The following is a 14,229-nucleotide window of genomic DNA, read 5'->3' on the forward strand; positions in this document are numbered from 1 at the left end:
CTAATATGATACCAGACTTGACTGATGAACAACTTTCTTATTTCAATTCTCATGGTGAGGTTCAGGTGTACAGAGCACTGAAGGAGGGACTTCCTAATAGTTATTCAGTCTTCTCCCAAGTAGCATGGATTCTGAAACGTGAAAGTGATGAGGCGCGTGACGGGGAAACTGATTTTATAATTATTCACCCTCATTATGGGTACTTGTGTATTGAAGTAAAAGGTGGGGGGATTTCTTTTAATGCTGGTGCTGATCAGTGGTACTCAAGAGACCGCTATGGACGGGAGCATTTAATTAAAAATCCAATTCAACAAGCGAAGAATGCAAAATACTCCATTAGGGCAAAACTGTTGGAAACTGAACTAAAGGACTTATTTAAGGAGAGTAGGATTCCATGTGGGCATGCAGTATTTTTTCCGGATATAACTGATGCAAGTTCTATAAGTCGCTTAGATTTACCTGGAAATCTTATTGGAACAAACAATGATTTGCTTTCAATTAAAATCTGGGTTGATGATTGTTTTGATTATTGGATTGACAAAGATTCATCTAGCTCCAATTTTTTTGGACAAAAAGGGATAGATATTTTTGGGAAGATATTTTCTAAATCCTTTACTGTTCAGCCGCTAATTTCTTTGAATTTAAGAAACGAGGAAGAAATTAGAATAACTCTTACAAAGGAACAAACTAGAGTGCTGGACACACTTAGAAAAAGACGTCGTGTAGTAGTTAGTGGTGGTGCTGGGACTGGAAAGACTATTCTAGCAGTTGAAAAAGCAAAGCGGTTAGCTAAAGAAGGTTTCTCTACTTTATTAACTTGTTATAACCGGCCGCTCGCTGATTATTTGGCAGCAGTATGCAATGGAATTGACGGGCTTACTGTTATGAGTTTTCATCAGCTATGTTACTCAAAAATTAAAGAGGCGAGTTCGGTAAAAGGTAATGATATATTGTTGGATGCCCAGAAGACTTATCCTGGTGAAGATCTCTATGATGTACAACTTCCTTGTGCTGCTTTATTCTCATTAGATTATATTACTGAAAGATACGACGCAATAGTATGTGATGAAGGCCAAGATTTTAGAGAAGAATATTGGGCACCGCTTGAGTTATTGCTAGCTGATGAAAACAAAACTCCATTTTATATTTTTTATGATGATAATCAAAACTTATATTCTAGGGTGAGTACATTTCCAGTATCTGAAGATGAAACTTTCCCCCTTTTAAAAAACTGTAGAAATACAGTGCAAGTACACGAGATATCATATAGACATTACAAAGGTGACCCAATTGACCATTCCAATATTAATGGCGAAGATATAGAGTATATAATTACCCAAAATTCTAAGAAGCAAGCGGTGAAAATACATTCTAAAATTCAAAAATTAATTTTGGATGAACAGATAGAACCCAACCAAATTACGGTGCTAATTGTCGATGCCCTACATCAAAAGGAGTATTTTGATACCCTGAAAACAAGCCTACTTCCTAAAGGTTATCAGTATACGGATATTGAGCAAAGGAATAAGAGTACGATAGTAGTAACAACGGTAAATAAATTTAAGGGATTAGAGTCTGACGTCGTTTTTTTATGGGGATTAGATTCTATTATTCTTAAAGAACAAAGAGAGCAACTATATGTAGGATTAAGTAGGGCAAAGTCAATATTAATAATAGTTGGAAACGAACAGACCTGTTTGTATTTGCAAAATTAGTGATAAATAGATTTTTCTCTATGGGTTGTTCTTGACCAAAATCGAGCCGTTTTCAAACTGAATTCGTTGCATGAAATGAGCTATGTTCCGATAGCTATAAGCTCGGCGATTCAGCAGCTTGACTGTCGCATTACTTCCAAGAGGCCATTAGATTCCACGAGCAGCAGCCGAAATGTCTTCTTTCCGCGCTTTAAGTATTTTGGACAAACGACTTACCGTGTTGAAAAGCAAACCGCTTCATCGAGGCTTCAAATCGCTTTTACGCCACCGTAAACGTTACACTTTCAGGACATATAGAAAATGCTACAGCACCTAATGTTGAATTTTCAGCATTTTGTCGACTTGCAGATGCTCGCGCACTTCCTGCCATACTTCGTTTGTGAGTCGCGCTGGATAGACGCTCAGCAGTCGTAGCGAATGCGAAAAGGCTCACTGTGCACGCTGCAGCTCAAGACTGTCGTTTTTCATCGCTGTATCATCGAATTTGTGTAACGGGATTCGATGATACAGGCTCAACACGTGAATCGCTTTGCTCATCGTAGACGCTGCCATAACACAGGCTTTTGGCACCGTGCGTTGTAAAAATCCGAGAATATCGGATTCTTTTCGTCCTTCGCAAAGGCCGAGTACCTGACGAGTGTTCAGATCAAGGATACAGATCCCGTAGATGCAGCCTTCGCGCGCAATGTCTTCGTCGCCAACACGCTTTGAGATCCAATTCGAAGGCAAAGTTGTATCAGTGTAAAACCAGCGTTTGAGCGTGTTATCAGGAAGGTTAATCTGACGGAAAAAGGTGTATAGAACGCCCGTGGCGGCAAGAGACGGCCTTTTGCTGAGACGCTTCCGTACACTTTCTCGCACAAGAATTCCGGTATGTAAACAAAAAGATTCAAAAACTCACAAATTCAACAACATACTAATAACTATAAATAATATATGTATTTTGAAAACATTGAGCGACTGAGGTAATAAAAGTTCTGAAATGAATTAGGGAAAATCTCAGTAACGTGGAACTTGATGAAATGAAAAAAGACACAGTGAAATCTTAAGTAGAAACAATTAATTGTAGTTAAAATATACAAAAAAATATAATAAAATACAATAAAAAAGTCTTTAAAATACATTATAAGTTTGAAGGAAAGTATGGTAGTGAGTCTGATTTCTTCTAGAATTTTATGTGAAATTTATTGTTTTATCAAATAGGAATATCACCTAACATAATATTCACGCTGCGGACATTAGTCCTTGATCCGGCAGTCGCCGGACACCCAGCATACGCTGAGTCGTGAATACAGGAACGTTATACGCCATGTTTCTAAAGAATTAATAAAGGAGATTGTGAGATGATTTGGAACTCCCACATTTGGAAAGCGGAATTAATTAAGGAATTGAGAAATTTCAAAAAATATCTCAAACAAATAAAATTCTCAAAATATGATACTGAACACTTTGTAATGGGGCTTGAGAAGTTTCATTTTCTTTGCAGTTTTATTATTAGAAAACTTGTTGAAAATGGAAAGTTAAGTGATGAATTACTTTCTAAAAATTACAAGTGTGGAAAATATCAAAGAATACAAAATGAGAAAAAAATAGATTTGCTAAATTTTATTGATTACGGTGAATTCTACGATTTAATGAATTGTTTAAACAGTTCACTTACAATTAAACAAATGTGCAATTCATTTATACATAGTTTTATTTTCTTTCCAACGTTTGATGAAGAAAATGGAATGGAGTATACTGGAGTATTTATAAATTCTGATTTTGATAAAGATAAACATCTTTATCATATAGATTATGGAATTATTGTTGAAATGATAGATGATATAGTTAAAGACGATATTATCTCTATTCAATTCGATAGAACAAGTGGAAAAGTTAGAAGATCTAAAGAGACAATTGAAGGGTATATCGACGAAGAGAAACACGGCGTATAACACCGTATTTAAGCAGCGGGCCATACGATCCTTGGTCTGCCAGTAGCTAATACAAGGAAGTGAACTCAGACAGACAATCCTGCGAGGCTAAGTCTACGACCCGGGCGCAAACGCCCTTAAACCCCTCGGATTCGTGAATACAAGAACGTTACATGAAATATCTATAAAGAATATTTAGGCACCTATTTTAGTTTGGGAGGGAACCTTTATGGTTAGGACTAGTAAAAATTTTAAAGAAGGTTTGTATGTACTTTCTCAAGCGACCGAGCCGAAAGAGCTGTTTGAAGCTTGGGCAATTATGGGGAATTCTAATGATACAAGTGCTATCGTTTCGCTAGATAATTATCACAGAAGTGGTTATCCAAATGGCATAAAAAAACTTATTGAATCTGAGAATAGCCATTTCATTCCTTATTTTTCAACTGATAAATTGTACTTCATAGAGAATGAATTAAACAGGGAAATGATTATGAATGGGAGTGCTGATACAACATTCAAAGTAGATTATTCAATAATGTTAGATACTAACTATGCCAGTTACATTGATAATTTTGTCAGAAATAATGAATGGTCAACAATGAATAACGAGGTATTTCAAGTTATAGATGTACTTATTCGGGGAGGGTACAATTACGACTATTTATTTTATATGATTGAAAATTATAAAAACTCCTTCAAATTAGAAGGGGTAGAAGATGAATCTATCAGAAAAGATAAAAGAGCAAAGTTGTATAGGAATTTGGTTAGTCTAGAGCTTTTTAAAAGTATTGATCAACAAAAGTATATAGAGAAAGGCATCATCTCTTATACAATTACTGAAACAGAGGCTTTTCTTCTTGCCGATCAAATTTTTAATGGAACATTTAATGCCAGTAGCATTGAAGGAATGATGAGTATATTTAAGAATCTTCATCAGTGCATGATCCTATTACTCATTGGTATCTTGATTAATAAATTCGAAAATAAAGCAGGTGTTCCAAAAAAATTAGACAATTTATTTAAGTTTATCAATGATGAGCTAGGAATTTATTATGAAAGAGAATTTATTGTAGCACACAAGTATTTTATGAATTCAAAAAACGTTAATATGCTCAATAAATTTAATAAAGGTATGAAGACTGAAAAATTATTTCGCCAGATCGAAAATATAGCCTGGGATTTTTCAGTCCCACGTATTATGGAGTATTTTCTTAAGCGAGGGGGAGAAGGTCGTTTTTTCATTCCGTTTTTTTTAACTAATGATTTTAATTTAAGACAGCTATTGAGTTTGTTTAAAGTGAAAGGAGTGATATTTGATAAAAAAGGGGATCTATTTATACCTCTTCCTGTTGTTAATACCAGTGATTACTTTGAGGAGCATAAATGTAATATTGAAATTCATTTTACTGATGATATTAAGGAAAAAAGAGAAAAGGTTTATCAAAGAAATGTTGAAGAACATTTTGGCATTATTAAAGAAAGCTTTGAAAGATTAGTAAAGATTTTAGAATAACTCGAGTATTTCAGTGATGTAGATACTTCATGTAACATAATATTCACGCTGCGGGCATACGCCCTGGGTCCGGCAGGAGCCGGACACCTCAGCATTCGCTGAGGTCGTGAATACAGGAACGTTATCCGAAACCACTAATTTTAAGAATAAGGAGAGTAAATGATGAATAGGTTTATTGAATTCACAGGGTACTCCAATCTACCTATATGTAAAGAAATAATGGAAGTAGATTTCTCAGCAGCACAAAACGAAGTTGAGTGTATGGTTATAACTTTTGATAGGAAGGAGAATATAGGCACAATCACTGTCAGAATAGAATTCAATGAGAATGTTGAATATGATTCTGCCAAGAGAATTGCAGAAAAAAAGACTGGACAAATCGTAAGAGGGATAATATTCACCAATGGGATTCAGATTTATGGAATAGAACTCACCTCTCAGAATTTCACCAAATACAAGAGTGGTTCAAGTGATCTTCTTATGTCAATTACAGTTCCAATTAAATTAAATGCTACACACTTGAATGAGATAAAGTCTTTTATTCAATCTGATAGGTTCGATCATGTTTATTATGATTTATATAGTCAGGCTCTTAATCATGATGATGACTTAGGAAAATTTATGTTTTTATACAGCCTTTTAATGTTAGTGATTAAAGCAGAAAATCAGCCAGAAGTAGATGGATTTATTTTAACAGCAAAGCCAGAAGAAGAAGAATACAAACAACAATCAACAAAGTTAATTAAACAAAAAGACGGTTCTTATAAAAGAAGTGATCGACTTGAAACTAGATTCACGTGGTTAAGGAATCAAGTTGGTCACACACAAGAAGACAGTGACATCACAAATGTTATCAACGAAATGAAGAGCTGTCATGAAGCATTAAAGGGAATAGTTAAATATGCAATCCAAGAAAATATATAATCTTGAGTGATTCGATGAAGAGTGGCACCGGATAACAAAATATTCATGCAACGGCCCCGTTGGAGCCTTGGTCTGCGGATGGATTTCGGAGAGGGATTTCAGCAGACAACCCCTTTGGGGTTCATGAATACAGGAACGTTAGATGAAATCTATGCAGGCTGGTGATATAAGTTGCTCGAAGAAGAGTATGAAGAAAGTGAACATAGTAAAGAATGCTATGCCCATTTTGGTTTAGCTGTTTTTTATTCTCAAGTATTAGAGCATCAGTTAGTTAATATGATCGTATTACTTAAGCGATCTCAGGGATTAGTTCCAACTGAAGATGATTTTGAAGCATTATTCGAAAGAAAATTTTCAATTACTATGGGACGTTTAATAAACGAAATAAAACAAGTGTTTGAACTAAAAGATAAAGATATAGACGAATTGGAGGCAATATTAAAATTACGGAACTTCATAGTACATGATTTCTTTAAGGAGAAGATAGAACTAACATTCACAAAAACAGGTAGAAATGAACTAATAGATGAATTGAACAGTTTCGTTAATAGAGTAAAAATAATGGATAATAGATTAATGGAAATATCAAGTGTTTTATATCGAAAATCAGGAATAACGCAGCAAATGATTGAGGATGAAGTTAAGCGGGGGATATTTGAAGAAAGAAATAAGGAACTTGATTGAGAAATCTGGCAGGCATAGTGTTCATCTAACATAATATTCAGGCTATGGCTCCTGACGGAGCCTGATCTGCAAGATGGATTTCGAAGAGGCATTTCAGCAGACAACCCCTTTGGGGTTCATGAATACAGAAACGTTAGCCGAAATTATTGCAAAAAGCTTTTGAAAAATTTAAAGAATAGAACAATTAACCAAAATGATGTAATATGAATTAAAATATTAATTGTGAGGGGTAAAAAAATGATTGGTTTTAGCACAATATTACCTTTGTCAACAGAAACAACAACTGAAGAGTTCTTATTGATTTGTAGAGATTGGATGAAACACAGCCCACATACATCTCTTGAAATTAATGAAAGCTCGATTAAAGATGGATTAAAGTACACTAGTCATAATGAATCACTTGAATTTGTAAGAGTCGATGGAGAAAAGGGTATTCACAGTGGGGTAAGACATACAAAAAAAGATGATGATTGTGAGTGGAGAACAGATGTGCTTGGGTATAAGACAAGTGATAGTTTTTTGGTCTCTATTGTAACTTCAAAGGCAGAGTTCAATGTTAAAACTTACACTAAGCTTCCTGCTAGACCTTATATTATTAAACTACTAATGGAAAAGACATTACCCATGTTTGACGATAGTTTAATAATTCAAAAAGAGCCCAAAAAAGTAGACTTAACAAATTATCAAGAGGTAGTTTCTTTAATAAACAATGAAAAGAAGAATCGTTTTCCTATTGTTTTCATCAGCAAATATTTCACAGGAGATTATTTAATTAACCCTATAGAACTTGGAAAATGGTTATCAGGTTTTGCGCACGTCTATTATGAGGCCGATGAAGGTGTTTCACAGAAGATTAGAGAAATTACAAATGGTCAAAATCCGTATAATGGAACAATTGGTATATACTGGCCTGGTGGTGGGAGAAACAATTACTATAGCCATGATGAATCGGATCATCTACTAAAAGTAAGATTGTTCGTTCAAAAAACATTAAGTAGTAGAACATTAATAAAAGAATGTAGATGGTCATACATACAGGATATTAAATACAGGATGAGGTTAGCAGAGTACAAAAAAAATAATACGGAATTGACTGATTTTATGGAGTATACACTTAGTGAAATCAGCATATTAAAGGAACGAATTGATAATTTAGAAGCAGAGAACGATTACCTAAATCATCAATTTGAAATTCAAACTGAAACTGAGTTTACAAATGTACCAACTCTTATGTATAAGGGAACTGAAAGAGAACTATTTAGAAATGAACAACTTGAACTTATTATTGAAATATTAGAAGAAAAACTAAATAGCGGCTCTTGTTCCGACAGAATGAAAAATATGATTAATTCAATACTAGAATCAAATAATAAGCCCGAAAATAAAGAAGTATTTTTGGAATCAATAAAACGAATTTTGGTTTCAGATAAAGGACTTACAAAACAGAATAAGAAAGAATTAAAGAAACTTGGATTCGATATTACTGAAAATGGCAAGCACTATAAACTAAAGTTTCAAGGTGATGATCGTTACTCTTTCACAATTTCTAAATCATTTAGTGATTTCAGGGCTCCAAAGAATAATTATTCTCAATTTAAGGAGTATTTTTTCTCAGTATAATATTATATTTATAATTGCTCCTACTTTTCTAGGGGCAATTTTTTTGAATGTAATTTTATGAAGGCAATAAAATCATCTAACGTAGTATTCTCGCTACAGGGCCATGTGCCCCCTTGGATTGCCGAAGGTAAGATAGCAAGAAAGTGGAATCAGGCAATCAACGACTACGAGGATAAGTGCTGACGGATCCAGTCGCTACACACTTTTAAGTCTCTCGGGTTCGTGAATACAGTAACTTTAACCGAAACTATTGCGATTGTAAAAAGAAAGAAGGATTAGTATGGGGAAATATGGTGAAATATCGGTAAAAACTGTAAAAAATCTTATTGAACAGAAACAAAATAGCCCAAATAAAGCCTGGGATGAAGTGACAATACAAATATTTGGTGAAGGCAGTGCTTCGCAGAAAAAGAGATGTCCGAAAAATACCTTTTTAGGACTATATCGGAGAAGGTTTACTTGAAGGTATTCCAAGTGGGGTTTACACAAATTCTAAAAAAAATAAAGAATATGGGTTAAAGGCAGTAAAAATATTGCGTGAGATTAATAAGGATCAGGACATAAATCAAAGATTATTATGGAAAGAAGTAATTGGAGATCAGGACGTAGTACAACTCACAAATGGATGTAGTCCTTGCTTTATGGAAAGAAGGAATGATAAGGCGTTGAGCGGTTAACTCGGAGAAGCCAATAACTTCGGCTAACATAATATTCAAGCAGCGTCTCCTTCGGAGTCTTGGTCTGTAGGAAGGATTTCGAGGAGGCATTTCAGCAGACACATCCGACTTCGTCGGACGTCATGAATACAGGAACGTTAGCCGAAATATTCGCATGAAGGGATGAAAGAGATGCCTAGTATTTTTTTAAGTCATACCAGTTTAGACAAACCATTTGTAGAAAAATTAGCAAGAGATTTAAAGAGAATTGGTGTAAATGTATGGTTCGATAAATGGGAGATTAAAATAGGTGATTCAATTACTTGGAAAATAGAGGAAGGGATAAAAGAGAATGAATATTTAGGAATTGTACTTTCTCCCGAAGCACTGAATTCTGAATGGGTTAAGAGTGAACTTGGAGCGGCATGGGTAAAACAAATGCAGTCAAAAAAAGTATTAGTTCTACCCATATTTTATAGAGAATGTAACATACCTTATTTTTTAGCAGATCGAAGATTTGCAGATTTCAGAAATAACTATGAGCAAGGTTTTAGTGAATTAGCATCTATCTTTGGAATAGAAGAAACAGAAGCAATAACTCAAGACAATTGGAGAAAATTCACAAAAAGTAGAAAAGTGGATTGGAAGAAATTTAAAACACTTGAATTTGAGGATCTAGTAACTACTTTAGTCGACCAAGCTATAAAATATAACTGGTCAACATGGGTTGGTGGTACTGCGAATCCTTTTTCCATTACATTAAGTGCAAGTTCAAATAGAGAGCATAGATCCATATCTATAAAATTAGTTGGAGAAAGTAATGCTTATATGTATACAGATAAATATAATTGGAATCCAAATAATTTGAAAAATAAGGATTACGATATCTATGTTGGAAATTCAGTTGATGCGTGTGAAGAATATGTATGGAGGATAATGGATGATTTTAACGAACAATTTGGTAGGCCTACAGGCAAAGCAGAACATGCAACTGAACGCTTTTCAAAGGGAGATGAAGTCTTAGTTGCCACTAAAGAAATGATTAGTAAGTTTAATTGGTACAAGGGAGACAATGACCTTTAGTAAACTCAATGAAGGCAAATACATCGGCTAACAATATATTCACGCTGCGGGCCGACTGATATCGCCCCTTGGTCCGCCAGAGGCTAATAGCAGGGAAGCAGGATCAGGCAAACAACCCTGCGAGGCTAAGTGGCGGGACCACCCGGCCACTTTAGCCTCGCAGGGTTCGTGAATACGGGAACGTTATCCGAAACCGCCAAGCCCTATGAAGAATGATTAAGGGCAGAATGCATGAAAAAGATATGGGAGAATCTATAATGATCATTGAAGTTGATGGTTACTACTTACAGTGTGTATTGGCTAGCGACCGGAATCTTAGTCACGAACAACTTTCGGAAAGCTATGTAAAGGCAAAAGAAACGTGTTCTACAATAAAAGATATACCAATCAAATTACAAGAATATTTAAACCTTAAAGAAGTACAACATTCTGAAAGCCTTGGAATAGATTATGTGATAGACACAGATACAGATCGGATTTATAAACCCGTTAAATAAAAGAACAATTAACAAAGAAAAGTATGATTTGTATACTACTCAAAGAAGTCAGCAGCATCGGATAACATAATATTCAAGCAGCGGCTCCTTCGGAGCCTTGGTCTGCGGATGGATTTCGAAGAGGGATTTCAGCAGACAACCCCGTTGGGGTTCGTGAATACAGGAACGTTATGTGAAATCAACAAAATTATTTAAGAGGTAAACATGGGTGTGACCGCTTGGCACTTTTTCTTACTCCACGAGTAAGTTGCAATAAAAATGAACATGAAGTAGACGGAACTGAGTGTTTACTTCATGTTCTTCTAAATTTTTGAAAATTAAATTACAGATGGATCAATGAATCTTTGGAGGTGCAGAATTCATCGTATCGTTAAGCTGAGTCACAAAAACACCTTCGTTCGGGCCAGGGTTATTTCGAAACATTTTCGCTTCTTCCACCAGAACTTCGTCTGTATCCGTGCCAAGTATCTTTATTGTTGCATCAATGAATGAAGTAAGTGGCATCGCCCGTGGCTCATCGTTGTTGCTTTGAACCCATGGGGGCACAATTTCTATTACTTTTACCGATGTGTCTTTAAGCATGTACCTTTGGGACAGCGTATAGGTGTGAAGTGCTGCCTTCGTCGCGGAGTATACAGCAGTTGTCGCTAACGGTACAAATCCAAGTATTGAAGTCGTGTTGATGACAACTGCTTCTTCTTTGGACTTCAAATGCTCGATGAATGCAGAAGTCAACCGAATGGGACCGAGCAAGTTTGTAGTGACAGTCGAAATCAAAACATCCTCATCGATCACGCCCGCCGCGTCATCGGACTGTATGATGCCGGCGTTGTTGATCAAGACATTCACATCCGAGTATTCTTCGATTAACAGCTTGGCGGCCGCCTCTATGCTGGCAGGATCTTGTACATTCAATTCCACTGCGGACATGCCGGGATTCGCTTTGATCGTCTCCTCCAGACGCTCTTTACGTCGACCGGCGATAATAACTTTGTTTCCAAGATTGTGGAAAGCTTCTGCTAACGCACGTCCAATTCCCGAACCGCCGCCTGTAATAAAAATCGTGTTTCCTGTAAGTTTCAATTTTTAAACCCTCCTAATTCAATGTAGATTAAATTATCCAAACATTGTAAAACAATAGCTTTCATGAGTATGACTCCTCTAAAACTGAACATATGTTGAATCATCAACATAAATTTTATAAAGTGAATGTATCAGAGCGGTATATGGGGTTCAATGGTTAAAACAAGCGTGGTTGTTGATTTTTCAACAGAGGACTTCGAAGTGTTCATTTTTTCGGATGGTACAAAGGGGAGAAGGATATGGACAGGCGTATTCAAAAATCGAGGCAAGCCATTATTGATGCTTTTATGAGGCTGATGTCAGAAAAGGAATTCGAGAGAATTACGATCAATCAAATTGCTGAGGAAGCGAATGTCAATCGCGGAACGGTGTATTTGCATTTCGCTGACAAGTACGATCTGCGCGATCAATGCATGGAAGCTCAAATTAACGAGTTACTACGCAATTGTATGTCTGAAGATAACTTCTTTCATCTCCCTTCCAAAACCGCACTACTGCGCACGTTTGAATATTTGGAGCAGCATGCTTCATTCTACTCTATAATGCTGACGAACAAGGGAAGTACGGTTTTTCGGAACCAAATGGAGACAATGTTCCGGCAAAGTCTGTGCGAGCATCTGGATTCGATCAACCTCGATCAGGATATGAATAGGGACATTACGGTACAATTTTTAATTTCAGCGGCAGTGGGGGTATTGGAATGGTGGATTACCCGTTCGATGCCATATCCAGCATCGGTCATGGTTGAACAATTTTGGAAATTGCTGAATTGTAGTGTCGAGGGACACGAACGAACATCGTCCATTTGAGTCTCTAAATTTGATGCTTTTTTGAGGCCGGCACCCATAATGAAGATAATAAAAAGTAAAGAAAAGCTTTTTTTCTTTGGATACCAGTATTAGGAACCTAGTGAATTCGAGGAAGTTGTTGATGTCACACAACACAATATTCAAGCAGCGTCTCCAATGGAGCCTAGGTCTGCCAGTTGGGTTTTGAAGAGGGATTTCAGCAGACGACCCCTTTGGGTTCATGAATACAGAAACGTTATCAGAAATTCTTGAATTACTAAAACATAATGATAAGATCTCAAAGTACTAAAAGCTATAGTATAAAGAACACGAAAGATCTGGAGGTCATTTTAGATATACTCTTTGCCAATTATGGGATTAATATAATTCGAAGAGATGCATATGAACTAATAATCAAACTACAAAATGGAAAAAGACCATATAAGAAAATTCGCTGATAAAAAAATTTGCCCATTGATTTTGAATGTATAGTGAAGAAGTTCGGTAACTTCTGATAACATAATATTCAAGCATAAGAATCCTCACGGAGCTTTGGCCTGTTGGGATGGAGTTGGAGGAGGGATTTCAGCAGACAACCCCAGAAAAAATAAAAAGACAATGGAGGTATGTTGGGTGCTGACATTAGAAAAAGCTAGAAAAAATGATGCACAAAAACTTGCTGAAATACAAAAGGCCAGTTTTGAGGATGAATCAAAGCATTTTAAGAATAACGAAACCGTTGGGCCAATAGGATATGACTCCATAAGTTGGCAAGAAGAGATGATGCAAAATTGCGAATATTTCAAGGTGCTCTTTAATGGAGAAATAATCGGGGGAGCAATGATATTCGTAGAATGTAATCAAGTGCATAATCTAGGAAGAATCTTTATTGATCCAAATTTTAAAAATCAAGGAATCGGAACGAAGGTGATGGAGAAAATTGAAAATAAATTTCCAGACAGCACTAAATGGTGGCTGGATACTCCTAGCTGGAGTGTGAAGAATCATCACTTCTATTCAAAGTGTGGGTTTACTAAAGTTAGAGAAGAAGGTGACTTATACATTTTTGAAAAGACTCTATAAACTTATGTAATGTACAAACGTTATGAGACATCAGTGCTAAGTGTTACCAAGAAGATATTTAATGAGAAGAGTGAGAGGGAGGATTTACAATGAAGATTGATTTTGCGATTGAATCAGATTATGAGTATATCTCGTTAAGAGACAAGCACATACATAAGACACTGATAAGACCAAAAATAAAAGAAAATGAAATTCTAATAATTAGAGAATCCAATCAAGAAATAGGTTGGATGAGATACGGATTTTTTTGGGACAACACACCATTTATGAATATGATATGGATAGATGAGGAGTATAGAGGAACAGGTATTGGTAAAAAAGTTGTCCAGTATTGGGAAGAATTAATGAAACAAAAAGGATTTGAAATGGTCATGACCTCAACACTTTCAAATGAAGGAGCCCAACATTTTTATAGAAAGCTTGGATATAGAGATGCTGGATGTTTAATGCTTGAGAACGAACCTCTAGAAATAATACTGACAAAGGATTTAAACAAAAATTGACGTTGAGTAAATCAAGGAAGGCACTGTAATCTGACAACATAACATTCAAGCTGCCGCTCCAATGGAGCCTAGGTCTGTGAGTTGGATTTCGAAGAGGAATTTCAGCAGACACCCCCTTTGGGGTTCATGAATACAGGAACGTTATGCGAAACCTCAGTAAATTA

The 14,229-nt window shown here is 35.9% G+C and carries 15 protein-coding genes; 13 read left to right on the forward strand and 2 right to left on the reverse strand.

Translation table 11 applies throughout. The annotated features are described in order from the left end of the window. The first annotated feature begins 5 nt into the window (after nucleotides 1-5). Nucleotides 6-1,715 carry an NERD domain-containing protein gene (locus tag MKX59_RS08865; RefSeq protein WP_076264792.1) on the forward strand — a complete coding sequence of 570 codons (1,710 nt, stop codon included), beginning with the start codon at nucleotides 6-8 and terminating at the stop codon, nucleotides 1,713-1,715. Nucleotides 1,716-2,144: 429 nt separating this feature from the next. Here MKX59_RS08865 and MKX59_RS08870 read toward each other — a convergent pair whose 3' ends face one another. Continuing rightward, the gene (locus MKX59_RS08870) at nucleotides 2,145-2,576 is read right to left on the reverse strand and encodes a hypothetical protein (RefSeq protein ID WP_076264725.1); all 432 of its coding nucleotides are present in this window, start codon (nucleotides 2,574-2,576) and stop codon (nucleotides 2,145-2,147) included. 482 nt (nucleotides 2,577-3,058) lie between these two features. Between MKX59_RS08870 and MKX59_RS08875 the strand changes: the two genes are divergently transcribed. From MKX59_RS08875 to MKX59_RS08910, 9 genes are all read left to right on the forward strand, one after another. Further along, complete coding sequence (locus MKX59_RS08875) at nucleotides 3,059-3,652, forward strand: hypothetical protein (protein WP_076264724.1); 594 nt, start codon at nucleotides 3,059-3,061, stop codon at nucleotides 3,650-3,652. A 208-nt stretch (nucleotides 3,653-3,860) separates the two neighbouring features. Then, nucleotides 3,861-5,144 carry a hypothetical protein gene (locus tag MKX59_RS08880; protein ID WP_076264723.1) on the forward strand — a complete coding sequence of 428 codons (1,284 nt, stop codon included), beginning with the start codon at nucleotides 3,861-3,863 and terminating at the stop codon, nucleotides 5,142-5,144. Between the two features lie 159 nt (nucleotides 5,145-5,303). Continuing rightward, on the forward strand, nucleotides 5,304-6,068 hold the full coding sequence (locus MKX59_RS08885; protein ID WP_143757852.1) for a hypothetical protein: 765 nt from the start codon (nucleotides 5,304-5,306) through the stop codon (nucleotides 6,066-6,068). Between the two features lie 171 nt (nucleotides 6,069-6,239). Beyond that, a complete protein-coding gene (locus tag MKX59_RS08890; RefSeq protein ID WP_076264721.1) occupies nucleotides 6,240-6,752 on the forward strand; it encodes a hypothetical protein in 513 nt (170 codons plus the stop codon). A gap of 237 nt (nucleotides 6,753-6,989) precedes the next feature. After that, a complete protein-coding gene (locus MKX59_RS08895; RefSeq protein WP_076264720.1) occupies nucleotides 6,990-8,372 on the forward strand; it encodes a hypothetical protein in 1,383 nt (460 codons plus the stop codon). 280 nt (nucleotides 8,373-8,652) lie between these two features. Then, nucleotides 8,653-8,835: a DUF6979 family protein gene (locus MKX59_RS08900; RefSeq protein WP_081391161.1), complete on the forward strand. Its 183-nt coding sequence runs from the start codon at nucleotides 8,653-8,655 to the stop codon at nucleotides 8,833-8,835. 4 nt (nucleotides 8,836-8,839) lie between these two features. Next, on the forward strand, nucleotides 8,840-9,049 hold the full coding sequence (locus MKX59_RS27580; protein WP_445669765.1) for a DUF6979 family protein: 210 nt from the start codon (nucleotides 8,840-8,842) through the stop codon (nucleotides 9,047-9,049). 171 nt (nucleotides 9,050-9,220) lie between these two features. Continuing rightward, on the forward strand, nucleotides 9,221-10,111 hold the full coding sequence (locus MKX59_RS08905; RefSeq protein WP_076264719.1) for a toll/interleukin-1 receptor domain-containing protein: 891 nt from the start codon (nucleotides 9,221-9,223) through the stop codon (nucleotides 10,109-10,111). A 257-nt stretch (nucleotides 10,112-10,368) separates the two neighbouring features. Continuing rightward, nucleotides 10,369-10,608 (forward strand): hypothetical protein, encoded by a 240-nt coding sequence (locus tag MKX59_RS08910; protein ID WP_076264718.1) that lies wholly within the window; start codon nucleotides 10,369-10,371, stop codon nucleotides 10,606-10,608. A gap of 333 nt (nucleotides 10,609-10,941) precedes the next feature. On the opposite strand, the gene MKX59_RS08915 is transcribed toward MKX59_RS08910, so the two are convergent. Beyond that, nucleotides 10,942-11,691 (reverse strand): SDR family oxidoreductase, encoded by a 750-nt coding sequence (locus tag MKX59_RS08915; RefSeq protein ID WP_076264717.1) that lies wholly within the window; start codon nucleotides 11,689-11,691, stop codon nucleotides 10,942-10,944. A 239-nt stretch (nucleotides 11,692-11,930) separates the two neighbouring features. On the opposite strand from MKX59_RS08915, the gene MKX59_RS08920 reads away from it, so the two are divergent. The 3 genes from MKX59_RS08920 to MKX59_RS08930 all read left to right on the forward strand — a co-directional run bounded on the left by MKX59_RS08920 (nucleotide 11,931) and on the right by MKX59_RS08930 (nucleotide 14,065). Beyond that, nucleotides 11,931-12,500: a TetR/AcrR family transcriptional regulator gene (locus MKX59_RS08920; RefSeq protein ID WP_076264716.1), complete on the forward strand. Its 570-nt coding sequence runs from the start codon at nucleotides 11,931-11,933 to the stop codon at nucleotides 12,498-12,500. Between the two features lie 612 nt (nucleotides 12,501-13,112). Next, nucleotides 13,113-13,562, forward strand: coding sequence for a GNAT family N-acetyltransferase (locus tag MKX59_RS08925; protein ID WP_076264715.1), 450 nt, complete (start codon nucleotides 13,113-13,115; stop codon nucleotides 13,560-13,562). 89 nt (nucleotides 13,563-13,651) lie between these two features. Then, a complete protein-coding gene (locus tag MKX59_RS08930; protein WP_076264714.1) occupies nucleotides 13,652-14,065 on the forward strand; it encodes a GNAT family N-acetyltransferase in 414 nt (137 codons plus the stop codon). The last annotated feature ends 164 nt before the right edge of the window (nucleotides 14,066-14,229 follow it).

Source organism: Paenibacillus sp. FSL R7-0340, assembly GCF_038002205.1.
GTDB classification, from domain to species: domain Bacteria; phylum Bacillota; class Bacilli; order Paenibacillales; family Paenibacillaceae; genus Paenibacillus; species Paenibacillus polymyxa_B.